This window comes from Streptomyces sp. S6 (assembly GCF_054880855.1).
In genome coordinates this window covers 1-24469 of the sequence record NZ_JBTYMC010000084.1, presented here as the reverse complement: position 1 = coordinate 24469, position 24469 = coordinate 1, and the positions used below count along the sequence as shown (strand labels likewise).

At 71.9% G+C, this 24469-nt stretch carries 22 protein-coding genes and 1 pseudogene; 16 read left to right on the top strand and 7 right to left on the bottom strand.

All coding sequences use genetic code 11. The annotated features are described in order from the left end of the window. Positions 1-738: WD40/YVTN/BNR-like repeat-containing protein (locus ACVNF4_RS14660; protein ID WP_461803231.1), on the bottom strand; the 738-nt coding region annotated here is incomplete at its 3' end. 177 nt (positions 739-915) lie between these two features. On the opposite strand from ACVNF4_RS14660, the gene ssgD reads away from it, so the two are divergent. The 4 genes from ssgD (at position 916) to ACVNF4_RS14640 (ending at position 5270) form a co-directional block, all read left to right on the top strand. Beyond that, complete coding sequence (gene ssgD / locus ACVNF4_RS14655) at positions 916-1332, top strand: spore wall synthesis regulator SsgD (protein WP_461803230.1); 417 nt, start codon at positions 916-918, stop codon at positions 1330-1332. 244 nt (positions 1333-1576) lie between these two features. Next, positions 1577-3178: an ABC-F family ATP-binding cassette domain-containing protein gene (locus ACVNF4_RS14650; protein ID WP_461803229.1), complete on the top strand. Its 1602-nt coding sequence runs from the start codon at positions 1577-1579 to the stop codon at positions 3176-3178. A gap of 127 nt (positions 3179-3305) precedes the next feature. Next, positions 3306-4082 (top strand): dimethylargininase, encoded by a 777-nt coding sequence (gene ddaH / locus ACVNF4_RS14645; RefSeq protein WP_461803228.1) that lies wholly within the window; start codon positions 3306-3308, stop codon positions 4080-4082. A 213-nt stretch (positions 4083-4295) separates the two neighbouring features. Further along, complete coding sequence (locus ACVNF4_RS14640; protein ID WP_461803227.1) at positions 4296-5270, top strand: acyl-ACP desaturase; 975 nt, start codon at positions 4296-4298, stop codon at positions 5268-5270. Between the two features lie 107 nt (positions 5271-5377). On the opposite strand, the gene ACVNF4_RS14635 is transcribed toward ACVNF4_RS14640, so the two are convergent. Beyond that, the gene (locus ACVNF4_RS14635) at positions 5378-5617 is read right to left on the bottom strand and encodes a WhiB family transcriptional regulator (RefSeq protein ID WP_461803226.1); all 240 of its coding nucleotides are present in this window, start codon (positions 5615-5617) and stop codon (positions 5378-5380) included. Between the two features lie 166 nt (positions 5618-5783). Here ACVNF4_RS14635 and ACVNF4_RS14630 point away from each other — a divergent pair, with 166 nt between their 5' ends. Next, complete coding sequence (locus ACVNF4_RS14630; RefSeq protein ID WP_461803225.1) at positions 5784-6569, top strand: VOC family protein; 786 nt, start codon at positions 5784-5786, stop codon at positions 6567-6569. A gap of 127 nt (positions 6570-6696) precedes the next feature. Here the strand turns inward: ACVNF4_RS14630 and ACVNF4_RS14625 are convergent, their stop codons facing one another. Together ACVNF4_RS14625 and ACVNF4_RS14620 are read right to left on the bottom strand one after the other, a co-directional pair. Next, complete coding sequence (locus ACVNF4_RS14625) at positions 6697-8043, bottom strand: LacI family DNA-binding transcriptional regulator (RefSeq protein WP_461803224.1); 1347 nt, start codon at positions 8041-8043, stop codon at positions 6697-6699. A gap of 118 nt (positions 8044-8161) precedes the next feature. Continuing rightward, positions 8162-9097 (bottom strand): multicopper oxidase domain-containing protein, encoded by a 936-nt coding sequence (locus ACVNF4_RS14620; protein WP_461803223.1) that lies wholly within the window; start codon positions 9095-9097, stop codon positions 8162-8164. A gap of 190 nt (positions 9098-9287) precedes the next feature. Here ACVNF4_RS14620 and ACVNF4_RS14615 point away from each other — a divergent pair, with 190 nt between their 5' ends. Beyond that, entirely contained in the window at positions 9288-11750 is a 2463-nt protein-coding gene (locus tag ACVNF4_RS14615) for a ThuA domain-containing protein (protein WP_461803222.1), read from the top strand. Positions 11751-11794: 44 nt separating this feature from the next. Continuing rightward, positions 11795-13933: an OmpL47-type beta-barrel domain-containing protein gene (locus ACVNF4_RS14610; protein ID WP_461803232.1), complete on the top strand. Its 2139-nt coding sequence runs from the start codon at positions 11795-11797 to the stop codon at positions 13931-13933. On the opposite strand, the gene ligD is transcribed toward ACVNF4_RS14610, so the two are convergent. Continuing rightward, the gene (gene ligD, locus ACVNF4_RS14605; RefSeq protein ID WP_461803221.1) at positions 13930-14943 is read right to left on the bottom strand and encodes a non-homologous end-joining DNA ligase; all 1014 of its coding nucleotides are present in this window, start codon (positions 14941-14943) and stop codon (positions 13930-13932) included. The two genes, ACVNF4_RS14610 and ligD, sit on opposite strands and share 4 nt — an antisense overlap. Before the next feature lie 64 nt (positions 14944-15007). On the opposite strand from ligD, the gene ACVNF4_RS14600 reads away from it, so the two are divergent. Beyond that, positions 15008-16108 carry an ATP-dependent DNA ligase gene (locus ACVNF4_RS14600; RefSeq protein ID WP_461803220.1) on the top strand — a complete coding sequence of 367 codons (1101 nt, stop codon included), beginning with the start codon at positions 15008-15010 and terminating at the stop codon, positions 16106-16108. Between the two features lie 19 nt (positions 16109-16127). Here the strand turns inward: ACVNF4_RS14600 and ACVNF4_RS14595 are convergent, their stop codons facing one another. Continuing rightward, positions 16128-16598 carry a MarR family winged helix-turn-helix transcriptional regulator gene (locus tag ACVNF4_RS14595; protein WP_461803219.1) on the bottom strand — a complete coding sequence of 157 codons (471 nt, stop codon included), beginning with the start codon at positions 16596-16598 and terminating at the stop codon, positions 16128-16130. A 194-nt stretch (positions 16599-16792) separates the two neighbouring features. Between ACVNF4_RS14595 and ACVNF4_RS14590 the strand changes: the two genes are divergently transcribed. The 8 genes from ACVNF4_RS14590 (at position 16793) to ACVNF4_RS14555 (ending at position 24113) form a co-directional block, all read left to right on the top strand. Then, entirely contained in the window at positions 16793-17548 is a 756-nt protein-coding gene (locus ACVNF4_RS14590; RefSeq protein WP_461803218.1) for a CoA transferase subunit A, read from the top strand. After that, on the top strand, positions 17548-18192 hold the full coding sequence (locus tag ACVNF4_RS14585; protein WP_461803217.1) for a CoA transferase subunit B: 645 nt from the start codon (positions 17548-17550) through the stop codon (positions 18190-18192). Before ACVNF4_RS14590 ends, ACVNF4_RS14585 begins: the two co-directional genes overlap by 1 nt. A gap of 5 nt (positions 18193-18197) precedes the next feature. Continuing rightward, positions 18198-19400 carry a thiolase family protein gene (locus ACVNF4_RS14580; RefSeq protein ID WP_461803216.1) on the top strand — a complete coding sequence of 401 codons (1203 nt, stop codon included), beginning with the start codon at positions 18198-18200 and terminating at the stop codon, positions 19398-19400. A gap of 33 nt (positions 19401-19433) precedes the next feature. Then, the gene (gene pcaH / locus ACVNF4_RS14575) at positions 19434-20207 is read left to right on the top strand and encodes a protocatechuate 3,4-dioxygenase subunit beta (RefSeq protein ID WP_461803215.1); all 774 of its coding nucleotides are present in this window, start codon (positions 19434-19436) and stop codon (positions 20205-20207) included. Between the two features lie 4 nt (positions 20208-20211). Continuing rightward, a complete protein-coding gene (pcaG, locus tag ACVNF4_RS14570; RefSeq protein ID WP_461803214.1) occupies positions 20212-20817 on the top strand; it encodes a protocatechuate 3,4-dioxygenase subunit alpha in 606 nt (201 codons plus the stop codon). Beyond that, entirely contained in the window at positions 20814-22133 is a 1320-nt protein-coding gene (gene pcaB / locus ACVNF4_RS14565; RefSeq protein WP_461803213.1) for a 3-carboxy-cis,cis-muconate cycloisomerase, read from the top strand. The genes pcaG and pcaB overlap by 4 nt, the downstream gene beginning before the upstream one ends. After that, positions 22130-23251: a bifunctional 3-oxoadipate enol-lactonase/4-carboxymuconolactone decarboxylase PcaDC gene (gene pcaDC, locus ACVNF4_RS14560; RefSeq protein WP_461803212.1), complete on the top strand. Its 1122-nt coding sequence runs from the start codon at positions 22130-22132 to the stop codon at positions 23249-23251. The genes pcaB and pcaDC overlap by 4 nt, the downstream gene beginning before the upstream one ends. Before the next feature lie 70 nt (positions 23252-23321). Continuing rightward, on the top strand, positions 23322-24113 hold the full coding sequence (locus ACVNF4_RS14555) for an SDR family NAD(P)-dependent oxidoreductase (RefSeq protein WP_461803211.1): 792 nt from the start codon (positions 23322-23324) through the stop codon (positions 24111-24113). Between the two features lie 36 nt (positions 24114-24149). Here ACVNF4_RS14555 and ACVNF4_RS14550 read toward each other — a convergent pair. Then, positions 24150-24469: pseudogene (locus tag ACVNF4_RS14550) on the bottom strand (ATP-binding protein); the annotation flags it as partial.

Here is a 24469-nt window from a genome sequence, read left to right as displayed (position 1 = left end):
GTCGGCGGCGGTCCAGGTGCGGCCCCGGTCGGCGGAGTGCAGCACGCGCGCGTGGGCGGCGCCTCCGGTGGCGAGCCAGACGTCGCGCGGGCCGGACGTCACCAGACACTGTCCGCTCGCCGCGAAGCCGGCCTCGCCGTCGAGGGCGGGCGGCATGCCGGTGTCCGGGAGGACGGTCCAGGTGCGTCCGCCGTCGGAGGTCGACAGGATGCGGAACCTGCCGTCCACCGGGTCGCTCGTCGCGAGGCCGTGGCGGCGGTCGAAGAAGGCGAGGCAGTCGTAGAAGGCGCGCGCGTCGGTGTTGCGGAAGGACTCCGTCCAGGTGGCCCCGCCGTCGTCCGTGCGGTAGATCCGGGACGCCTCGCCCTCCCCGATCGCCAGCACCACCGCGCGGCGCGCGTCGAACGCCTCGACGTCCCGGAACTGGAGGTCCTGAGCACCGGGCGGCGAGACGTTCCGCCAGTTCGCCCCGCCGTCCGTCGTCCGCAGCACGGTCCCCCGGGTCCCCGCGAGCCACGCCGTGTCCCTGTCGACGGCCGCGAGCCCCCGGAAGCGCACGGAGGGCGCCCCGGTGTCCTTCAGCGCCCACCGTGCCCCTCCCGGCTCGGGCGCCCCCGCCCGCGCGGGAGCGACGCTCAGCGCCGCCAGCAGTACCCCGCAGACCGCCCCCAGGGCAGCCCCCTTCCGTCCGCCGCCCGCCGTACCGCCCACACGTCGCGTGGTCTCCGAACGCCTCATGGCGGGCGAAGCTAGCGGACGCCCCGGGACGCGTCCAGATCTCCCTCGGGTCCCTTTCGTACGGTGACCGACGTCACGTGAAATTCATGTGCACGGATTCGGTGCTTCCGGCGTCTCTTCAAGTGTCGAGTGTCCTCCGACCGGAAGTTCGTCCAGCAGTCACAAGGGAGCAAGACGATGTCCACCGTCATCGATCAGCCCGTAGAGGCCCGTCTTGTCGCCGCCGCGCCCCGGATGCAGAGCATCCCCGCCACGCTGCACTACGACCGGACCGATCCGTTCGCCGTACGGATGACGTTCCCCGCGCCGGCGACCCTGGAGGGCGTCGAAGTGTGCTGGACGTTCGCGAGAGACCTCCTCGCGGCGGGCCTGGAGGACGCGGAGGGCCACGGCGACGTCCGGGTGCGCCCGTACGGGTTCGACCGGACCGTCCTGGAGTTCCACGCGCCGGAGGGCACGGCGATCGTGCACGTGCACTCGGCGGACGTCCGCCGCTTCCTGGAGTCGACGAGCGAGCTGGTCCCGGTCGGTCTGGAGCACCTCCAGTTGGACCTGGACCACGACCTCGCGGAGCTCATGCGCGACGCGTTTTAATCCTTTGACAGCCTCGAACGGCCCTCCTTACGGTTGATCCGCATCTGTTGCCGCCGATTGGAGCAGGACGTTGCTCGTCTGAGGTCCCGAGACACCGCGTCGCACAGCGAACCGTCTTCGCGTGCTGTGTGCGCAGCGTCCGACCTCGGCGTACGAGCCGTCCCCCAGCGGACCGGTGCCCCGAGCCGACCTCCGGTGTCTCGACACGCGCCCCTGACCGCATGCGCACACCGCGAGGCTTTTCTTGAGTCATTCCATCACCGCTTCCGCCCTCTCCTTCGCCTGGCCCGACGGCACCCCCGTCTTCGAGGGCCTCGACCTCGCCTTCGGCCCCGGCAGGACCGGGCTCGTCGGGGTCAACGGGTCCGGGAAGTCCACCCTGTTGAAGCTGATCGCCGGGGAACTGCCCCCGGCCGACGGCACCGTGCGGGTGGCGGGCGAGATCGGCTACCTCCCGCAGAACGTCACCCTGGGCACGGCGCTCAGGGTCGACGAGGCCCTCGGGATCGACGCCCGCCGGGCCGCCCTGCACGCCATCGAGGCGGGCGACGCCTCCGAGGAGCACTTCGAGACCCTCGGGGACGACTGGGACGTCGAGGAGCGGGCCCTGGCCACCCTGGGCGAGCTGGGCCTCGGGCACATCGGCCTGGACCGCACGATCGGCGAGGTGTCCGGCGGCGAGTCGGTGCTCCTGCGGCTGGCCGCGCTGCTGCTGCGCCGTCCCGACGTCCTCCTGCTGGACGAGCCGACCAACAACCTGGACCTCCACGCGCGCGCACGCTTGTACGCGGCCGTCACCGCGTGGTCGGGCGTCCTGGTCGTCGTCAGCCACGACCGGGAACTCCTCGACCTGGTCGACCAGATCGCCGACCTGCGCGCGGGAGAGGTCACCTGGTACGGCGGCAGTTTCAGCGCCTACGAGGAGGCCCTCGCCGTGGAGCAGGACGCGGCCGAGCGGATGGTCCGCGTCGCCGAGGCGGACGTCCGCCGGCAGAAGCGCGAACTGAGCGACGCGCAGGTCAAGTTGGCCAAGCGCAAGAAGTTCGGGCAGAAGATGCAGGACAACAAGCGCGAGCCGAAGATCGTCATGGGGCTGCGCAAACGCGCCGCCCAGGAGTCGGCCGGCAAGCACCGCATCCTGCACGAGGAGCGCCTCGCGGAGGCGAAGGAGCGCCTCGACGAGGCGGCGGAGGCCGTCCGGGACGACGACGAGATCCGCGTCGACCTGCCGTACACGGCCGTACCCCCGGGCCGTGGCGTGCTGTCGCTGCTGGACCTGGAGACGGTGTACGGCGCGCACGTCGGCAGCCTCGACCTGCGCGGTCCGGAGCGGGTCGCGCTGATCGGCCGCAACGGCGCGGGCAAGACGACGCTGCTGCGGACGATCGCCGGGGAACTCGCGCCGGTCGCGGGCGAGACCGCCGTCCATGTCCCGATGCGGTTCCTGCCGCAGCGGCTCGACGTCCTGGACGACGGGCTGACGGTGGCCGAGAACGTGGCCAGGTTCGCGCCTGAGGCGACGAACAACCGGATCCGGTCCCGGCTGGCCCGGTTCCTGTTCCGGGGCGGCAGAGCGGACCAGAGGGCCGGGACGCTCTCCGGGGGCGAGCGGTTCCGGGCGGCGCTGGCCGCCCTGATGCTCGCCGAACCCGCCCCGCAGCTCCTGCTGCTGGACGAGCCGACGAACAACCTCGACCTGGCGAGCGTGCGCCAGCTGACGACGGCCCTGGAGTCCTACGAGGGCGCTCTGATCGTGGCCAGTCACGATCTGCCGTTCCTCAGGTCGATCGGGGTGACGCGCTGGCTGGAGCTGGACGGCGGGCTGCGGGAGGGCGCCCCGGAGTGACCCACCGGTGTCTCGGCTGAGGCACAGCCTTCCGGCGGGGCTTCTGCCGGCCCCGCGCGGGGTTGCATGATGGCGGACCGGCGCCCGGACCAGGGCGCCGGGAAGCCGCCGATTCGGAGAACTGGACGTGCCCAGCAAGAAGGCCCTCATCCGCCGCCCCGGCCCGCGCCTCGCGGAAGGGCTGGTCACGCACATCGAGCGCACGAAGATCGACCCGGACCTCGCCCTGGCGCAGTGGGAGGCGTACGCCGGGGCGCTGGCCGCGCACGGCTGGGAGACGGTCGAGGTCGAGCCCGCGGACGACTGCCCGGACGCGGTGTTCGTCGAGGACACGGTCGTCGTGTTCCGCAACGTCGCCCTGATCACCCGCCCGGGGGCGCGCTCCCGGCGGGGCGAGACGGCCGGCGTGGAGGAGGCGGTGGCCCGGCTGGGCTGCTCGGTGAACTGGATATGGGAGCCGGGCACCCTGGAGGGCGGTGACGTCCTCAAGATCGGCGACACGGTCTACGTGGGGCGCTCCGGCCGGACGAACGCGGCGGGCATCCAGCAGGTGCGGGCCGTGTTCGAGCCGCTCGGCGCGCGCGTGGTGGCCGTTCCGGTGAGCCGGGTGCTGCATCTGAAGACGGCGGTCACCGCGCTGCCCGACGGGACGGTGATGGGGCACGTACCGCACGTCGACCGGCCCGCGCTGTTCCCGCGGTTCCTGTCCGTCCCGGAGGAGTCCGGCGCGCACGCGGTGCTGCTCGGCGGGCACAAGCTGCTGATGGCGGCGAGCGCGCCGAAGACGGCGGAGCTGCTCACCGATCTCGGGCACGAGGTCGTGACGGTCGACATCGGCGAGTTCGAGAAGCTGGAGGGCTGTGTGACGTGTCTCTCGGTGCGGCTGCGCGGCCTGTACGACTGACCGGCTGACGGTGTCACCCGGGCGGCCCCGGGACCTGCCGGTTCCGGGGCCGCCGGTATGTTCGGGTGATCGTCCGTGTCCCCGCTGATCAGCACCCTTTACAACACACTTAACCTACGGTCTCGTAACCTACGGTTTCGTAGCCTACGATCCCGTAGGTTCCGGCGCCGTCCGCCGGAGTGTTCCGCTCCGTTCCACGTCCCTGGAGTTCTCGTGACGATCACCTCTCCGCACCTGGGCAGCCCCGCCGGCTGGACCGACGCCCGGCTGCTGTACGCGCTGGAGGAAGTCGTCGAGAAGGAGCTGAACCGGCACCTGAAGGTCACCAAGGACTGGATGCCCCACGAGTACGTGCCGTGGAGCGACGCCCGCAACTTCCCCGGCTTCTTCGAGGACGGCGAGGCCTGGGACAAGGAGCAGTCGAAGGTCACCGAGATCGGCCGGATCGCGCTCGTCGTGAACCTGCTGACCGAGGACAACCTGCCGAGCTACCACCACGAGATCGCCTCCCTCTTCGGGCGGAACGGCGCCTGGGGCACCTGGGTGCACCGCTGGACGGCGGAGGAGGGGCGGCACGGCATCGTCATGCGCGACTACCTGCTCGCCTCCCGCGCGGTCGACCCGGACAAGCTGGAGCAGTTCCGGATGGCCCACATGAGTGAGGGCTTCGAGTCGGACAACAGCCACTCCATGCTGCACTCCGTGGCCTACGTCTCCTTCCAGGAGCTGGCCACCCGCATCTCGCACCGCAACACCGGGCACCAGTCCGGCGACCCGGTCTGCGACCGGATGCTGGCGCGGATCGCGGCCGACGAGAACCTCCACATGATCTTCTACCGCAACCTCCTGAAGGCCGCGTTCGAGATCGCCCCCGACCTCACCATGCAGGCCGTCCGGGACGTCGTCGTCAACTTCCGGATGCCTGGGCACGGCATCCCCGGGTTCGAGCGGGCCGCCGCGCAGATGGCGATCGGCGAGGTCTACAACATGCGTATCCACCACGACGACGTGCTGTCGCCCGTGCTGCGCTTCCTCAAGGTCATGGAGATCGACGGGCTCGGCCCCGACGGGCTGCGGGCGCAGGAGGAGCTGGGCATGTTCATGAACGGGCTCGACGCGGAGGCGCGGAAGTTCGACGAGAAGCTGGCGGCGCGCAAGGCGCGGATGGCGGCGCGCGCGGGCGCGTGAGCGTGGGGTGATCCGGCGGGGCTGTCGGTCCTGCCGGGCGCCTCAGGGGGGTGACGGGGGCGGGCCGGGACGACCGGGCCGCCCTTTCGGTGTTCCCGGAGCGTGCGTCAGCCGCGCCTGAGGTGGTGGCGTTCCTTCTCGGAGAGGCCGCCCCAGACGCCGAACCGCTCGTCGTGCGTGAGGGCGTGGTCGAGGCAGGCCGGGCGGATCGGGCACAGGCCGCAGATCTGTTTGGCCTCGCGGACCGAGCTGCCCGGTTCCGGGAAGAAGAACTCCGACCCGGTCTGGGCGCACAGGGCCTCCTGCTGCCAGGAGAGGTCGGGGACGAGCATCGTGTCGGTGGACATGACCGGATCGTGCCGGGTGGGCGAAAACGTTTGATCAACGGGCGATCAACGGGCCGGTGCGGGGGCGTCCACGGCGCGAAGGCGGGGGTGACCTGGGCCGGAGGGCGATTGTCAGTGGGCGGTGCAAGACTCGGCGGTCAAGGGTTTCCTGCCGAGGAGGGTGGCCATGATCACCACACGTTTCGTCGACGGCGCACCGAACTGGATCGACCTGGGGACGCCCGACATCAAGGGCGCGAGCGAGTTCTACGGCGCGCTGTTCGGCTGGCGGTTCGAGTCCGCCGGGCCGGACGCGGGCGGGTACGGCTTCTTCCGGCTCGACGGGAAGACCGTCGCGGCCGGGATGGAGACGACCGGGGAGCAGGGGCCGCCGTCCTGGACGCTGTACTTCCGGACGCCGGACGCGCGAGCCACCGCCGACGCCGCCTCGCGGGCGCACGGCAAGGTGCTGGTGCGGCCCATGGAGGTGATGGGGCAGGGGACGATGGCGATCCTCGCGGACGAGGCCGACGTCCCGTTCGGACTCTGGCAGCCCGCCCTGCTCCCCGGCCTCGACCTCGCCGGCGTGCCGGGGTCCCTGTGCTGGGCCGAGCTGTACACCGCCGACATCGCCGCTGCCGCCGCCTTCTACCACGCCGCCCTCGGGCTGGAGACCTCCGCCATGCCGTTCCCCGGCGGGACGTACACCTGCGTCAATCCCGAGGACATGGGCGACGACGCGATGTTCGGCGGCATCGTCCCGCTCGCGGACGCGGCCGATGAGGACAGTGCGTACTGGCTGCCGTACTTCGAGGTCGCCGACACGGACGCGGTGGTCGCCGCGGCGGTCGAGGGGGGTGGGAGTGTGCGGGCACCTGCGGTGGACATGGAGGGGGTGGGGCGTTTCGCGAAGCTGGCGGATCCTTACGGGGCTCGGTTCGCGGTGATCACGAGTGTGGGGGTGGAGGGGTGAGGGGTCTGGGTTTCGGAGTGGCGCGGGGAACTGCGCGAACGGTCACGACGGGGCCGCAGCCGCCCACGTACCGAACCACCCGAGTCGGCAGGCGGTGAGGGAGAGCGGGGGCTGTCTGCGGAGTGGTTCACGCCGACGTCCTGCGGATCAGCCTCGTCGGCAGTACCACGCTGGTCAGAGGGGTGTCGGGGGAAGCTGTACGGGAGAGGCGCCGCAGGAGGAGGCGGGCCATCAGGCGGCCCATCTCCTCGATGTCCTGGCGGACCGTCGTGAGGGGTGGGCCGGTCTGCTCGGGGAGGGGGAGCATGTCGTCGAAGCCGATGACGGCGACGTCCTCCGGCACCCGGCGCCCCCGCTCACGCAGGACGCGCAGCGCGCCCGAGGCGGAGAGGTCGTTGGCGGCGAAGACCGCGTCGAGGTCGGGGCGGCGGGCGAGGAGTTCCCGCATCGCCCGCTCCCCGCCGGCCGGCGTGAAGTCGCCCTCGGCCATGAGGGCGGGGTCGGTGTCGCCGACGACATCGAGGTATCCGTCGAGCCGGTCCACCGCCGAAGTCTGGTCCGGCGGACCGGTGATGTGCGCGATCCGGGTCCGCCCGAGCCCGACGAGATGGCGGACGGCGTCCTGCGCGCCGCCCCGGTTGTCGCTGTCGACGTAGAGGGTCGCGCCGTCGAGAACGCCCTCGCCCGCACGGCCCGCGCTCACCCTGGACCACGCCTCGGCGCAGCCGGGCGTCCAGGCCGGTGAGGTCGCTCGGGCTACGGGCCCGGGCGCCGAGGCCGGAGCGACCGGGAGGGGTGCCGGTACGGAGGAGGGGCGGGGCGGCGTCAAGGACGCAGGCCGGGGTGAAGGTGGCGATGGTGAGCGGGAGGACGCGGGTCCCCCACCCGTCTCACCCGGCCAAGCCGCCCCACGCCCGTCAACCCCCTCCGCCCGAGCCCCCTCACCCCTTCCCCCACGCCTCTCCCTCCGCCCCTCCACACTCCGCCCCTCCACACCCCACCCCGGCCGCCCCCCGATCACCATCGGCACCCCGGCCCCCCGGAGCAGCCCCGGCAACGGGTCGTCGAGGTGCAGCGAGAACACCAGCGCCCCGTCGACATGCCCGCCCGCCAGATAGCGGGCGACCCGCGCGTGATCGTCCCGCCCCTCCGTCAGCAGCAGGACGAGCTGGTTGTCGTGGGCGGTCAGCTCCTTGCTGATGCCGCGCAGTTGGCGCCCGAAGAAGGGGTCGGCGAAGACGCGGGACTCGGGTTCGGCGATGACGACGGCGATGGCGTCGTGCCGGCGGGTGACGAGGCTGCGGGCGGCCCGGTTGGGGACGTACCCGAGTTCCTCGACGGCCCGCCGGACACGTTCGACGAGCGGTTCCCGCACCCCGTCACCGCCGTTCACGACGCGTGACGCGGTCGCCCGAGACACCCCGGCCCGCGCGGCGACGGCCTCCAGAGTGGGACGCGGGGCGGGGTCGGTCACGTCGTCTCCTCGGGGGCGGGCCTGCGGTTCAGGATAGTCACCGCATACCCGCCGGGAGATCAACACCCTTCATCCAGAAGGGCGTTGCGACGCACCCAGGACTGCCGGACCCGGACTCTCAGTGCTCGTGGTGCGGTTCGTACCCCGGGATCGTCCCGTCCGGCTTCTTCACCAGGAACAGCCCCACCATCCCCATGTCGGAGTGGCTCTGGACGTGGCAGTGGTACATCCAGGCACCCGCCCCGACCCCTTCCCCGGCGATGACCTGGAAGCCGAAGGAGTCGGCGGGTCCGACGATCTTGTTGTCGATGACGCGGGTCGGGTCGTCGGGCCCGGTGAGCAGGCCGGTGCGGTTGTCGGCCCAGCGGTGACCGTGCATGTGGAAGGTGTGGTAGTACTCGCCGTGGGTGATCATCACGAACTCGACCCGATCCCCCACCGTGGCCTCGAAGTTCGGCCCGGAGTGCGCCGGTCTGTTGTTGATGAGCATGTCGTTGAAGACGATGGTGTGGGTCGCGTCCGGCAGCACGTCCCCCTGGCGGCGCACGATCACCGGCCCGAACAGCCCCTTCCTGATGCCCACGGTGCCGTGCTCGGTGCCGACGACGTGGTCGTGGTAGTGCCAGTAACCGGCGCTGCCGGGCCGCCAGGTGCCGTCCGCGCGGCGCCCGGGGAGGTGGGTGCGCCAGGTGTAGGTGCGGGTGGCGCCGGGCTCGACGTCGCTGCGGTTCAGCTTCGTGCCGTCGCTGGTGATCTCGTAGTCGAGGCCGTGGACATGGAGGCTGACGGGGACGTCGAGGGTGTTGACGAGGGTGATGTGCGCGGTGTCGCCCTCGTACAGCTCGACAAGCGGGCCGGGGACGGACGCCTCGCCCTTCTCGAAGCCGTAGCCCAACTTCCCGTCGGGGAGCTTCTCGGCGTACAGGGTGAGGTGTCTGACCGTGCCGACGGGGGGTGCCGCGACGGCGTTCGTGGAGCCGGGCGCGAGGCTCAGCGAGGCGGCGACGGCCGCGCCGCCGAGCAGGGTCCGTCGGTCGAGTCCGGGTCCGTCCATGGCCAACTCCCCGTCGTGGGCCGGGTTTCGCGGAGGCTTACCTGTGATGAACCTGTGCGACGGTACCGGCCCCGGGACTGTTTCTCCACACTCAGGACAAAGCTTGAGGGATTCCGGTCATAGGTGTTGGCGAACGGCACAAAGGGGTCTAGCTTCCTTGGCGCTGTCCGCCGTGACCGAGGAGGTGCCTGTGCGCTTACGAGGATCGAGCACGAGGAGACGGATCTGGCTCGCCACCGGGGTGGTCGTCGCGGGGCTGCTGTCCGCGCCTGCCGCGGCCCAGGCGCTGCCACCCCCGACAACGATATCCGTCAAGTCGCCGCCGGGCGGCGCGGATGTGAGGGTGCTGGTCTTCTACGGCTCCGCGGCGGCGGGTGACGAGTCGCCGGTCGTGAACGCGGGGATCGCCGCGATCGAACGGATCGGCCGGTCGGGCCCGGCGGAGCAGCGGTTCGCGGTGGAGGCGACGGACGACGCCCGGATCTTCACCGACGGTGCCGCGCTGGGGAGTTACAACGCGGTCGCGTTCCTCACGGGCGGCGGCGACGTCCTCGACCCGGACCAGGAGGCGGGCCTGGAGGCGTACATGGAGGCGGGCGGCGGTTTCCTCGGCGTCCACGACGCGGCCCGCGCCGAGCCGTACTCGGACTGGTTCACCGGCCTGATCGGTGCCCGTCCGGCCGGGGCGAGCCCGACTGCCGTACAGCGCGCGGTCGTCGAGGTGGGCGACCGGCGGCATCCGGCGACGAAGGACCTGCCGCTGGAGTGGAAGCACGCCGACCAGTGGTTCAACTGGGCGAAGAACCCGTCCGGCGACGTCCACACGGTCGCCCGGGTCCGCGAGCGCAGCTATCAGCCCGGGGCGGGCGCCAACGGCGCTGACCACCCGGTGAGTTGGTGCCGTGACTACGACGGCGGCCGGTCCTTCTACACCGGGCTCGGCGGGACGGTGTCGTCGTACGACGAGACCGAGTTCCGTGCCCATCTGCGCGGCGCCCTGCTGTGGACGACACGGCTCGCGCAGGCCGACTGCAAGGCCACGATCACCGCCAACTACCGTGCGGAGCGCCTGACTCAGCCCAACCAGCCGGGCCGGAACGACCAGATCGGGGAACCGCACGGCCTGGTCACCGCACCGGACGGACGGGTGCTGTACATCGGCCGGGGCGGCGCCGACTCCTCGCAGCCGGTGATCACCGACTGGAACGACCCGGACATCGGCAAGGGCAGGGGCGAGATCCACGTCTACGACCCGAAGACCAAGAAGGTCACCCTGGCAGGGGCGTTGACCGTCTTCGGCAACAAGGGCGGCGGCGACGAGCTGGTCAAGGTCGAGGAGGGCCTGCTCGGCATCGAGCTGGACCCGCGCTTCGAGGACAACGGCTGGGTGTACCTGCACTACACGCCCCACTCCCGGCTGAACCGCGACACGCAGATGGCCGAACGGCGCGTCTCCCGCTTCACGTTGGACCTCGCGACGAACAGGCTGGACCTCGGCAGCGAGCAGGTGCTCCTCAAGTGGCCCGTCCAGGTGCACAGTTGCTGCCACTCGGGCGGCGGCATGTCCTGGGACTCGAAGGGCAACCTGTACATCGCGACCGGTGACAACAACTCCAGCCAGTTCAGCGAGGGTTACTCCGGCAACAACCCGGCGCCGAACTACAAGGGCGTCTCCTTCGCGGACGCGCGCCGCACCGCCGGCAACACCAACAACCTCAACGGCAAGATCCTGCGCATCCACCCGGAGCCGGACGGCACGTACACGCTGCCGGCGGGCAACCTGTTCACCGGCCGGGAGACCGCCGAGGGCGGCGGCAAGACGCGCGGCGAGATCTACGTGATGGGCGTCAGGAACCCGGCGCGCATCTTCGTCGACAAGAAGACGGACGTCCTGTACGCGGGCTGGGTCGGCCCCGACGCGGGTGCCCCCTCGACGACGTGGGGTCCGGCGAAGTACGACACGTTCGCCGCCATCACCCGTGCGGGCAACCGGGGTTGGCCGTACTGCATGGGCAACAGGCAGCCGTACCGGGACCGCAATCTGCCGGACCCGTCGAAGCCGCTCGGCTGGTACGACTGCGACCACCCGAAGAACGAGTCGCCGAACAACGACGGCCTCGTCAACCTGCCGCCGGTCACCGGGAACAACATCTGGTACTCGCCGCAGGGCGGCGCCCCGGACTACCCACGCGACGCCAGCGGCGTCCCGTCCTACAAGCAGGCGGAGGCCACCTACCTGCTGCCGTGGCTCAAGGGCGGCGCCCAGGCCACGATGAACGGTCCCGTGTACCGCTACGACTCGGCGAGCACCAGCGCCACGAAGTGGCCGGCCTACTGGGACGGCAAGTGGTTCGTCGGCGACTTCTACGACGCCGACCAGCCGCGCAACGCCGTCGTCATGGACCCGGCGACGCAGGGGGACGGCGGACTGCCCGTGCACGCCGAGTCGTTGAAGAGGATCGTGCCGGTGGGCAACGACCGCATCAAGAACCTCATGGACTGGAAGTTCGGACCCGACGGCGCGCTGTACGTCCTCGACTACGGGCGGGGTTTCTTCACCTCAGACGCCAAGTCGGCGCTGTGGCGCATCACTTACTCGGGCGGCGGACCGACCCCGGCCGCCGGACAGCTCGCACGGGGAGGCGGCCGGTGAGACGGCGACAAAGAGTCCTGACCGCCCTGTTGGCGGCCGTCCTGATGCTGCTGGGCCTCCAGGCCCTGCCCAGCAGCGCCCGACCGGCCGTCCAGGAACAGGTGTTGACCTGGACGGCGGGCGACGACATCACCCGGTACGTCTCGGTGCCCACGACCGCCATGGCCGGCAAGGCGACGATCGTCTTCGAGAACAGCGCCGCCACCGGCAACACGACGGGCATGCCGCACACGCTGACGTTCGTGACGGGCGACCCCGAGTTCAACGGTGACGTCCAGCTCAACATCCTGGCCAACCCGTTCGACGACACGGGCGGCCGGCACACCGCCGAGGTGACCCTCACCCCGGGCCGCTACCTCTACCACTGCACGATCCCCGGCCACGGCCAGATGCAGGGCATTCTCGTCGTCACCGAGGGCACCGGCGAGGACACGACCGCCCCCGAGGCCGACGCGCGGATCACCGGGGTGCAGAACTCCCAGGGCGAGTACGTCGGTTCGGCGACCGTCGCCCTCACCGCGACCGACGCGGGTTCCGGCGTCGACCGGATCGAGTACGCGATCGGCGACGAGGACGTGTGGCGGCCGTACACCACCCCGGTCGTCGTCGACCAGGTCGGCCGGTACTCGGCCCGCTACCGGGCGTTCGACAAGGCGGGCAACGTGTCCGCCGAGAAGACCGTCAGGTTCACCGTCGTCGCGCCGCAGAGCGACGACACGACCGCGCCGGAGACCTCGGCGACGGTCAGCGGTGAACAGCGCCCGGACGGCGCCTACGTGGAGATGGCGACCGTCACCGTGACGGCGTCCGACACCGGTTCGGGCGTCAACACCATCGAGTACGCGCTCGGCGACGGGAGTTGGCAGCCGTACACCGCGCCCGTGATGGTGCATCAGACCGGCGCGCACACGGTCCGCTACCGCGCCACCGACAAGGCGGGCAACGTGTCGGCGGTGAAGGACGTGCGGTTCACGGTCGTCGCCTCGCCCGCGCCCGACACCGTGCCGCCGGTGACCGGCGTGACCGTCAGCGGGACGCGGAACTCGGACGGCGCGTACGTCGGCAGCGCCCGGGTGACGGTGAGCGCGACGGACGGGGACGGTTCGGGGGTCGAGCGGATCGAGTACTCGATCGACGCCGGGCCCTATCTGGCGTACGGGGCACCCGTGGTCGTCGACCGGGCGGGCACGCACACGCTGGCCTACCGGGCGACGGACCGGGCCGGGAACACGTCGGCGGCGCGGACGGTCACCTTCAGCGTCGTCGGCAGTCCGGTGCCGGCGCCCGACTGCCCGGAGTTCGACGAGCGGTCGACGGTGATCGTCGGGACGGTCGACTCGGGTGTCCCGAACCGGCTGACCGACTCCCGGTGCAGGATCAACGAGTTGATCGAGGACGAGAAGGAGTGGACGTCCCACGCGCTGTTCCTCAAGCACGTGAAGACCGTTCTGGACGGCCTGTTCCGGGACGGCGTCGTCGACGCCCGCGAGTACGACGCGATCGACGCGGCGGCCCGCGCGTCCGGGATCGGCACGCCGGGACAGACCGAGGGCTACCGCACGATCATGGACGGGACGGCGGCGTCGTTCGCCAAGTGGCAGCAGGTGGGCGGCGGTTCGTTCGCGCTGAACGCGGACGGCTCGATCACCAGCGGCACTTCGCGGTCGGGCCTCGGCATGCTGTGGTTCCCGCAGCGCACCTACGGTGACTTCTCGCTGCGCCTCCAGTGGCGTGACGACGCGCCGGGCACCTCGAACGCCAACTCCGGTGTGTTCGTGCGGTTCCCGTGGGTCCACGACCACCCGGAGGAGCCGCGTCCGGAGTGGGCGGCGATCAAGTTCGGGCACGAGGTTCAGGTGTTCGACTCGCCGACCGGCGACATGTACAAGACCGGCTCGGTGTACGGCTTCGACCGGGTCGGGCTGGCCGGGGCGCAGGTCACGCAGAAGGGCACCTGGAACGACTACGAGATCCGGGTGGTCGACCAGCACTACTCGGTCTTCAGGAACGGCGTGCTGATCAACGAGTTCGACAACACCGGCGGCCAGGTCTTCGAACCTCCGCGCGGTGACGACCCGGGGACCGACGGGCGGCGTTACGCGGCCGGGTACATCGGGCTCCAGGTGCACAGCACGACGGACGTCGTGTCCTTCCGGGACGTCCGGATCATGGACCTCTCCTAATCTGCGTCACGGGCTCGGCTCGGCTGGACCCGCTTGGGCTCCCCCGACATCTTGGGGTACTCGGGCGGGTACGGCAGATCGCCGAGCCCGTGCTCGTGCTCGTCCCGGTGGGCGAGGTCGAGCAGGGCGTCCAGCGAGAACGCGTGGTCGTCCATGTCCGCGTGCACGTCGCCGAGTTCGGCGAAGCGCGCGGGCATGGTGGCGAGGTCGAAGTCCCGGGGGTGCGCGTCGTCCAGCTCGTCCCAGCGCAGGGGTGCGGAGACGGGGGCGTGCGGGTGGGGGCGTACGGAGTAGGCGGAGGCGATCGTGCGGTCGCGGGCGGTCTGGTTGTAGTCGATGAAGATCCGCTCGCCGCGTTCCTCCTTCCACCACTTGATGGTCACCTGCTGCGGCATCCGGCGTTCCATCTCCCGGCCGACGGCGATCGCCGCCCGTCTCACCTGCGTGAACGTCCAACGGGGCTCGATGGGCACGAAGATGTGCAGTCCGCGCCCGCCGGAGGTCTTGGGCCAGCCGCGCAGGCCGCCGAACTCGTCGAGCACGGACCGCAGTTCGTGGGCGGCGCGGACGGCGTCGGCGTAGTCGGTGCCCGGTTGGGGGTCGAGGTCGATGCGGAGTTCGTCGGGGTGGTCGACGTCGGCGCGGCGGACGGGCCAGGGGTGGAAGGTGAGGGTGCCGTACTGGGCGGCCCACAGGGCGGCGGCCTGTTCGGTGGGGCACATCTCGTCGGCGCTGCGTCCGCTGGGGAAGGTGATGTGGGCGGTGGGGATCCAGTCGGGCATCCCCTTGGGGGCGCGTTTCTGGAAGAAGTGCTCGCCGTCGACGCCGTCGGGATAGCGCTCCAGGGTGGTGGGGCGGTCGCGCAGAGCGCGCAGGACGCCGGGCGCGACGGCCTGGTAGTACCGGGCGAGGTCCAGCTTGGTGAAGCCGCGCTCCGGGAAGAACACCTTGCCGGGGCTGGACAGCCGTACCGTCCGCCCGCCGACCTCCAGCTCGACCGCATCACCCATGGAGCCACCGTAGGCGAAACGCGCATATCAGGCATTTCGCTCGGTGGCGGGTGAGACTTCAGCCATGGATCTGCCGGTGATGCCCCCTGTGAAGCCCATGCTCGCCAAGTCGGCGGCGAAGATCCCGCCGGGCATGCAGTACGAGGCGAAGTGGGACGGCTTCCGGGCGATCGTGTTCCGCGACGGGGACCAGTTGGAGCTGGGCAGCCGCACGACCAAGCCGCTGACCAGGTACTTTCCCGAGCTGGTGGCGGCGCTGAAGGAGCGGGTGCCGCAGCGGTGCGTGCTGGACGGGGAGATCGTGATCGCGCGAGGCGGGCGGCTGGACTTCGACGCACTGACCGAGCGCATCCACCCGGCCGACTCCCGGGTCCGCACCCTCGCCGAGCGCACCCCGGCGTCGTTCGTCGCGTTCGACCTGCTGGCGCTGCTGGACGAGTCCCTCCTCGACGTCCCGCTGACCGACCGGCGTGCCCTGCTGGAACGGGCCCTCGCCGGGGTCACCCCACCGGTGCACCTGGCACCCGCGACGACCGACACGGCGGTGGCCGCACGCTGGTTCGAGCAGTACGAGGGGGCGGGGCTCGACGGCGTGATCGCCAAGCCGCTCACCCTGCCCTACCTCCCGGACGAACGGGCGATGTTCAAGGTCAAGCACGAGCGGACGGCCGACACGGTCGTCGCCGGATACCGCTTCCACAAGAGCGGCCCGGTGGTCGGCTCGCTGCTCCTGGGCCTGTACGACGACGCCGGCGCCCTTCAGCACGTGGGTGTGTCGGCGTCGTTCACGATGGCGCGGCGCGCGGAGCTGGTCGAGGAGCTGGAGCCGCTGCGCCTGGCCGACACCTCGGCGCATCCCTGGGCGGCGTGGGGCGACGCGGCGGCGCACGAGTCGGCGCGGCGGCCGGGGGCGCCGAGCCGCTGGTCCGGCAAGAAGGACCTCTCCTGGGTGCCGGTGCGGCCCGAGCGGGTGGCCGAGGTGGCGTACGACCACATGGAGAACGGCGTCCGCTTCCGCCACACGGCCCGCTTCCGCCGCTGGCGCCCCGACCGTACGCCGGAGAGCTGTACGTACGCACAACTGGAGGAGCCGGTGCGGTACGACCTCGGGGAGATCCTGGGGACGCCCCGGACGGAGCAGCGGAACGAGCGCGATCACTTGTGACCGGGCAGGACACCGAGGGTCAGGGGGTTTCCCGGGTGTGGGCCGGTTCGCCGGGGTGGCGCAGGTCCTCCGCCGCGTCGGCGACCCGCTGTATCAGCGCGAAGAACACGGCCTGCTCGGCGACGGAGAGGGGCGCGAGGAAGACCTGGTTCATGCGGGCCGTGCGCACGGTCAGCTTGCGGTGGACGCGGACGCCGTCCTCGGTGGGCCTCAGGAGGGAGCGGCGGCCGTCCTGCGGGTCGCGGATCTTGTCGAGGAGCCCTCGCTTGCAGAGGCGGCTGATCACCTCGGCGATCGTCGACCGGTCGAGGCCCACCCGCTCCCCCACCGTCCGCTGGTCGAGGCCGGGTTCGGCGACGAGGGTGTTGAGGACGGCGAACTGCGGGGAGGTGATCTCCTCCGAGACCATCGTGTTCCACAGCAGGTAGTGGGCCTGCTGGAGCCGTCGGGCCAGATGCCCGGGGTGGGTGGTGAGGTCCACCGCGGCCATGGGCGCTCCCCTCGTAGAATTCGTCGGTGCACTGAACGATACCCGCACTCTCCGACGGTTGTCTTTACTCTCCGCACACATCTCACCTGCTTCAATGCAAGGGTCTTGACGGTCTTCGCGTCGTGGTGGGAGCGTGGGGGCATCCTCGCCGAAATGCTCAGTGCGCTGAGTAATAGAGAGATGGGGCTGGACGGATGGACAAGGTGGTCGCCACAGCCGAGGAGGCGGTGGCCGATGTGCCGGACGGCGCGTCGCTGGCCGTGGGCGGGTTCGGGCTGAGCGGAGTGCCGACCGTGCTGATCGAGGCGCTGTTCGCGCGCGGCTCGGGCGGCCTGTCGGTGGTCTCCAACAACTGCGGGGCGATGGAGAGCGGCCTCGCGATCCTCCTCGCGGCCGGGCGCATCGCCCGCGTCACCGGCTCGTACATCGGCGCCAACAAGGAGTTCGCGCGCCAGTACCTGGCCGGTGAGCTGGAGGTCGAGCTGATCCCCCAGGGCACGCTCGCCGAGCGCCTGCGCGCGGGCGGCGCCGGGATCCCCGCCTTCTACACCCCGGCCGGCGTGGGCACGCAGGTCGCGGACGGCGGCCTGCCCTGGCGGTACGACGGCCAGGGCGGCGTCGCGCTCGCCTCCCCGCCGAAGGAGGTCCGCGACTTCGACGGCACCGAGTACGTCCTGGAGCGCGGTATCCGCACGGACTTCGCGCTGGTCCGCGCCGCGAAGGGCGACCGGCACGGCAACCTCGTCTTCAACAAGTCCACCCGCAACTTCAACCCCCTCGCGGCGATGGCCGGCCGCGTCACGATCGCCGAGGTCGAGGAGCTCGTCGAACCCGGCGAGATCGACCCCGACGCGGTCCACCTGCCGGGGATCTTCGTCCAGCGCGTCGTCGCGCTGACCCCGGAGCAGGCCGCCGACAAGAAGATCGAGCAGCGGACGGTGAGCAGCTGATGGCCTGGACACGCGAGGAGATGGCCGCCCGCGCCGCGCGCGAGCTGCCCGACGGGAGCTACGTCAACCTCGGCATCGGCCTGCCGACGCTCATCCCGAACCACCTCCCCCCGGGCGTCGAGGTCGTCCTGGAGTCGGAGAACGGCATCCTCGGCACCGGCCCCTACCCGGCCGAGGACGCCGTCGACCCGGATCTCATCAACGCCGGCAAGGAGACCGTCACGGTCCTGCCGGGCGCCTCCTTCTTCGACTCCGCGCTGTCCTTCGGGATGATCCGGGGCGGCCACATCGACGTCGCCGTCCTCGGGGCGATGCAGGTCTCCGAGACGGGGGACCTCGCGAACTGGGCGATCCCCGGGAAGCTGGTCACCGGCATCGGCGGGGCGATGGACCTCGTGCACGGCGCGCGGACCGTCATCGTCGTGATGACCCACACCGCGAAGGACGGCACACCGAAGATCCTCACTGAGTGCGCCCTGCCGCTCACCGGCAAGGGCTGCGTGAACCGGATCATCACCGACCTGGGCGTCCTGGACGTCACCGGGGAGGGGCTCGTCCTCGTCGAGACGGCCCCCGGGGTGAGCGCCGAGGAGATCCTCGCGAAGACCGACGCGAAGGTGACCGTGACGGAGGGAGTGGAGTGAACGGGATGAAGGACGTCTACATCGTCGACGCGGTCCGCACGCCGATCGGGCGCTACAACGGCGCACTCTCGGGCGTCCGGCCCGACGACCTCGGCGCGCACGCGATCCGGGAACTGATCGCCCGCACGCCGGACCTCGACCCCGCGCGCGTCGAGGACGTGTACTTCGGCAACGCCAACGGCGCCGGGGAGGACAACCGCAACGTCGCCCGGATGGCGGGACTCCTCGCGGGGCTGCCGACGTCCGTGCCCGGGGTCAGCGTCAACCGGCTCTGCGCGTCCGGCCTCGAGGCCGTGATCCAGGCGGCCCGCGCCATCGCCGTCGGGGACGCGTCCGTCGTCGTCGCGGGCGGCGTCGAGTCCATGACCCGGGCGCCGTACGTCCTGCCGAAGAACGACAGGCCGTTCCCCGCAGGGCACGCCGAGCTGTACTCCACCACCCTCGGCTGGCGGATGGTCAACCCCCGGATGGACCCGCAGTGGACCGTCCCGCTGGGCGAGAGCGCCGAACTCATCGCCGACAAGCACAAGATCACGCGGGAACAGCAGGACGAGTTCGCGCTCGCCTCGCACCGGAGGGCCGCCGCCGCGCAGGAGCAGGGGCTGTTCGACGCCGAGCTGGCGCCGGTGTCGATCCCTCAGCGCAAGGGCGACCCCGTCGCCTTCGGCGCCGACGAGTGCGTCCGCCCCGACGCCTCCTTGGCCGCCATGGCCAAGCTGAAGCCGTCGTTCCGGACGGAGGGCGGGACGGTGACGGCCGGGAACGCGTCGCCGCTCAACGACGGGGCGGCTGCGCTGCTGCTGACCGACGAGGAGGGGCTGCGGGCGGTCGGGCGGGAGCCGCTCGCGCGGGTGACCGCGACCGGGGTGTCCGCGATCGATCCGCAGTACTTCGGGCTGGCGCCCGTGGAGGCGGTGCGGCGGGCGCTGCGCAAGGCCGGGAAGGGGTTCGGGGATCTCTCGGTACTGGAGCTGAACGAAGCCTTCGCCGCGCAGGTGCTGGGGTGTGTCGCCGAGTGGCCCGAGTTCGATCCGGCGGTGCTGAATCCGCAGGGCGGGGCCATCGCGCTGGGGCATCCGCTGGGGATGTCGGGGGCGCGGCTGGCGGGGACGGTCGCGCATCAACTGGCCCGCAGGGGCTCAGGGGTCGGGGTCGCCACGTTGTGCATCGGTGTCGGCCAAGGGCTCGCGCTGGTGCTCGAACGATAAGCCCCCGGAACGATCGAACAGGAGCCCTCTCCCATGACTCTCACCCAGCACGACATCGACCTCGCCATAGCCGCCGAGCGCGCCGCCTACGAGAAGCGCCTCGGCGAAGGGCAGCCCGTCGAGCACCACCCCCGCCGGGACTACGCCCCCTACCGCTCCTCCGTCCTGCGCCACCCCACCCAGCCGCTCGTCGCCATCGACACCGCCAAGGACCCCGAGCTCGTCGAGCTGCACTCCCCCGCCTTCGGGGAACGGGACATCACGGAGATCGACAACGACCTGACCCGCCAGCACGACGGCGAGCCGGTCGGGGAGCGGATCACCGTGTCGGGGCGGGTGCTGGACCGGGACGGGAAGCCGGTGCGGGGGCAGCTCGTGGAGATCTGGCAGGCCAACTCGGCCGGCCGGTACGCGCACCAGCGGGAGCAGCACGACGCGCCGCTGGACCCCAACTTCACGGGCGTCGGGCGGACACTGACCGACGAGCGCGGCTTCTACCGGTTCACCACCGTCCAGCCCGGCCCCTACCCGTGGCGGCAGCACCTGAACGCGTGGCGCCCCGCGCACATCCACTTCTCCCTGTTCGGGTCGGCGTTCACGCAGCGGCTCGTGACGCAGATGTACTTCCCGGCGGACCCGCTGTTCCCGTACGACCCGATCATCCAGTCCGTGACGGACGACGCGGCGCGACAGCGCCTGGTGGCGACGTACGACCACAGCCTGTCGGTGCCGGAGTTCTCGATGGGCTATCACTGGGACATCGTGCTGGACGGCCCGCGGGCCACCTGGATGGAAGAGGGGCGCTGACCGAATGACCAGGATCGACACCACCCGCCCGGAGTCGGTGCTGCCGACGCCGTCGCACACCGTCGGCCCGTTCTACGGGCACGCCCTGCCGTTCCGAGGGGGCGGCGACATCGCGCCGACGGGCCACCCGGACACGATCACCCTCCAGGGGTACGTGTACGACGGCGAGGGCAACCCCCTGCCGGACGCGCTGCTCGAACTGTGGGGCGCGGGCCCCGACGGCGAGGTCGCGCAGGTGGACGGCTCGATGCGGCGGGACCCGGCGACCGGCGGGTTCCTCGGGCGCAACGGCGTGGAGTTCACCGGCTGGGGCCGCGTCCAGACCGACGCCAACGGGCACTGGTCGGCGCGCACGCTCCGCCCGGCGGCGCGCGGGGCGAGCGCCCCGTACATCAGCGTGTGCGTGTTCGCGCGCGGCCTGCTGGTGCACCTGTACACGCGGATCTACCTGCCGGGCGACGAGACCGCGCACGCCGTCGACCCGCTGCTGACCCGCGTCGACCCCGACCGGCGCGGCACGCTGCTGGCCACCGGGAGCGGGCCGGGCTCGTACCGGTTCGACGTCCGTCTCCAGGGCGCGGGCGAGACGGTCTTCCTGGAGTTCCGGTGACCGACGACGGCCTCCTCGCCCCCGGCTGGACGGGCTCCCCGGCCGCCGGGGCGACGAGCGACGCCGCGTATCTGCGGGCCCTCCTCGACGCGGAGGCCGCGCTGACGCGTGCGCAGGCCGCGCTGGGCCTCGCCCCCGCCGAGGCCGCCGAGGCAGTCACCGAGGCGGCCGACCCGGCCCGCTTCGACGTGCCCGGTATCGCCGAGCGGGCCCGCTCGGGCGGGAACCCGGTGATCCCCCTGGTCGCCGACCTCACGAACGCTGTCGGCGCCGAGCACGGCCCGTACGTCCACCGGGGCGCCACCAGCCAGGACATTCTGGACACCGCCGCGATGCTGGTCGCGTCCCGCACCCTCGGCCTCGTCCTCGCCGACCTCGACCGTGTCCAGCGGGCGCTGGCCTCTCTCGCCGCCGCGCACCGCGACTCCGCGATGCCGGGCCGCACGCTCACCCAGCACGCCGTCCCGACGACCTTCGGTCTGAAGGCGGCCGGCTGGCGCTCGCTGGTGCTGGACGCGCGGGACCGGCTGACGGCCGTCCACCGCTCGTTGCCGGCCCAACTGGGCGGCGCGGCCGGGACGCTGGCCGCGTTCACGGTGTTCGGCGGTGGTGACGCGAGCGGGCTGCCGGGGGCGTTCGCCGCCGAACTGGGGCTGCGGGAGCCTCAGTTGCCGTGGCATGTGCTGCGGACGCCGGTCGCGGACCTCGCCGGGGCGCTGGCGTTCACGGCGGGGGCGCTCGGGAAGGTCGCCGTCGATGTGCTGGCGCTGGCGCGGACCGAGGTCGGGGAGGTCGCCGAGGGCAGCGGGGGCGGGTCGTCCGCGATGCCGCACAAGGCGAACCCGGTGCGGGCGACGCTGGTCCTGGCCGCCGCCCGGCGCGCTCCGCAGCTCGCGGCGACGCTGTACGGGTCGCTGGTCGCGGAGGACGAGCGGCCGGCGGGGGCGTGGCACGCCGAGTGGGAGCCGCTGCGGGATCTGCTGCGGCTGACCGGCGGGGCCGCGCGGGACGCCGTCGAACTCGTCGAGGGGCTGCGGGTGTTGCCGGAGGTGATGCGGGAACACCTGGGGCTCACGCACGGGTTGATCGTGTCGGAGCGGCTGGCCGCCGAGCTGGCGGCGGTCCTCGGGCGGGCCCGCGCCAAGGAGCTGCTGACGTCGCTGGCCCGGCGGACGTACACCGAGGGCCGGACGCTCGCCGATCTCCTGGCCGAGGAGCCCGAGTTGAAGGACCTCGACCTCTCGGACCTCACCGATCCCGCCCGTTACACCGGTCTCGCCGGTGCCCTCACCGACCGTGCCCTGGAGCGACGTTGACCGAGAAGCTGCTCAACCACCGTACCGAGGGCTCCCCTTCGGCTCCCCCGCTGCTGCTGGGGCCGTCCGTGGGGACGTCGCAGGCGCTGTGGGACAAGGTGGCGCCCGAGCTGTCGGTGACGCACCGGGTGGTGCGGTGGGATCTGCCGGGGCACGGCGGATCGGCGGCGGAGCTGATCGGGGCCGGGGCGACGATGTCCGAACTCGCCGCGCTGGTCGTGCGGTTGGCGGACGCGCTGGGGATCGAGCGGTTCGCCTACGCCGGGGTGTCGATCGGCGGTGCCGTCGGGATGCAGCTCGCGCTGGAGTATCCGGAGCGGGTTCGGTCGCTGGCCGTGCTCTGCTCCTCGGCGCACTTCGGCGGGGCCGCGCCCTGGCAGGAGCGGGCCGCGCGGGTGCGGGCGGAGGGCATGGAGTGGCTGCTGGAGCCCACCGCCGGGCGGTGGTTCGCCGGGGAGTTCCGGGAGCCGGGTCTGCTGGCGGACCTCGCGGCCACGGACCCCGGTGCGTACGCGGCCTGTTGTGACGCGCTCGCCTCCTTCGACGTGCGGGAGCGGCTCGGGGAGATCCGGGCGCGGACACTGGTGATCGCCGGCCGCGAGGACCCCGCGACGCCTCCGGCGCACCTGCGGGAGATCGCCGACGGGGTCCCGGGGTCCACGCTGGTGGAGCTGCCCGGGGCCGCGCATCTGGCGCCCGCGCAGTGCCCGAAGGCCGTGCTGACCGCGTTGCGCGCCCATCTCGGGGGCGGCGGCGCGGAGTTGGGCATGGCGGTGCGGCGCGAGGTCCTCGGGGACGCGCACGTCGACCGGGCGCAGGAGCGGCAGTCCGCATTCACCGCGCGGTTCCAGGACTTCATCTCCCGGTACGCCTGGGGCGAGATCTGGACCGACCCGACGCTGTCGCGCCGCGAGCGCAGCCTGATCACGCTGACGGCGCTCGTCGCGCACGGGCACTACGACGAGCTGGCGATGCACGTGCGGGCGGCCCGCCGCAACGGGCTGACGCCCGAGGAGATCGGGGCGGTGCTGCTCCAGTCCGCCGTGTACCTGGGGGTGCCGGCCGCCAACTCGGCGTTCGCCGTGGCCCAGCGGGTGCTGGCGGAAGAGGACGAATAAGGGTGCCACTGCTGGTCGTACGGTGCAAAGGGTTGGCCCGCCGGACACGTTCGGCGCCTACCGTTGGACCATGTCGACCATTCTGATCACCGGTGCGACGTCCGGGCTCGGCCGGTACGTCGCGTTCGAACTCGTCCGGGACGGGCATCTGGTGCTGGCGCACGGGCGGGACGCCCGGCGTACCGAGCGGCTCGTGTCCGAGCTGCGGACCGAGGGGCAGGCGGAGGGGTTCGTCGCGGATCTCGCTTCGCTGTCCGCCGTACGGGAGTTGGGCGAGCGGGTGGCGCTGGCCCACCCCGGTCTCGACGTCCTCGTCAACAACGCGGGCGTCGGGTCCGGGGCGCCCGGCGCGGGGCGGGAGCTGAGCCTCGACGGGCATGAACTGCGGCTCGCCGTGAACTACTTGGCGCCCGTCGTGCTGACCCGGGCGCTGCTGCCGGTGCTGCGGGCGAACACGCCGGCCCGGATCGTGAACGTGGGGTCCGTGGGCCAGGAGCCGGTCGCCTTCGACGATCCCGAGTTCGCCCGGGGCTACGACGGGTTCGCCGCGTACCGCCGCTCCAAGTTCGCGCTGGCCGCGTTCACGTTCACGCTGGCCGAGGAGCTGGCGGACAGCGGGGTCGCCGTGAACGTCGTGCATCCGGCGACGTTCATGGACACGGCGATGGTGCGGGAGGGCGGGGTCGCGCCGTGGAGTTCGGTGGCGGACGGGGCGCCGGGGGTGCTGGCGCTGACCGCCGAGGACGTCGGGTCGGGGGGCTACTTCGACGGGACGGCCGCCTCGCGGGCGCACGAGGCGACGTACGACGCGGGGACCAGGGAGCGACTGACGCGAGTCACCGGGCAGTTGCTGGCGGTGTGAGCAGGACACGGCGTGAGAGAGGAGCACCGCCCTCCCTCACTCCAGCCCCGCCAACGCCCCCTCCGCCTGCTGCACCAACCCGTCCGCCCCGCACATCCTCGCCAGATCCAGCCCCTTCCGCAGTTCCGACACCGACCGCGACAGCGTCCCGAACTCGATGCGCGCCGCCGCGTGTTCGTACTGGCACGGGGAGGACTCCAGGTAGGTGACCGCCTGGGCGGCGAGGCGGACGGCGCGCTGGCCGGTTTCGAGGGCCGCCGCGCAGCGCAGGGCCTCACCGATGGCCGTGTCCGTGCCGAGGCGTTCCGCGCGGGCGCGGGTGTCGGCGGCGAGGACACGGGCGAGGTCGACGGCCC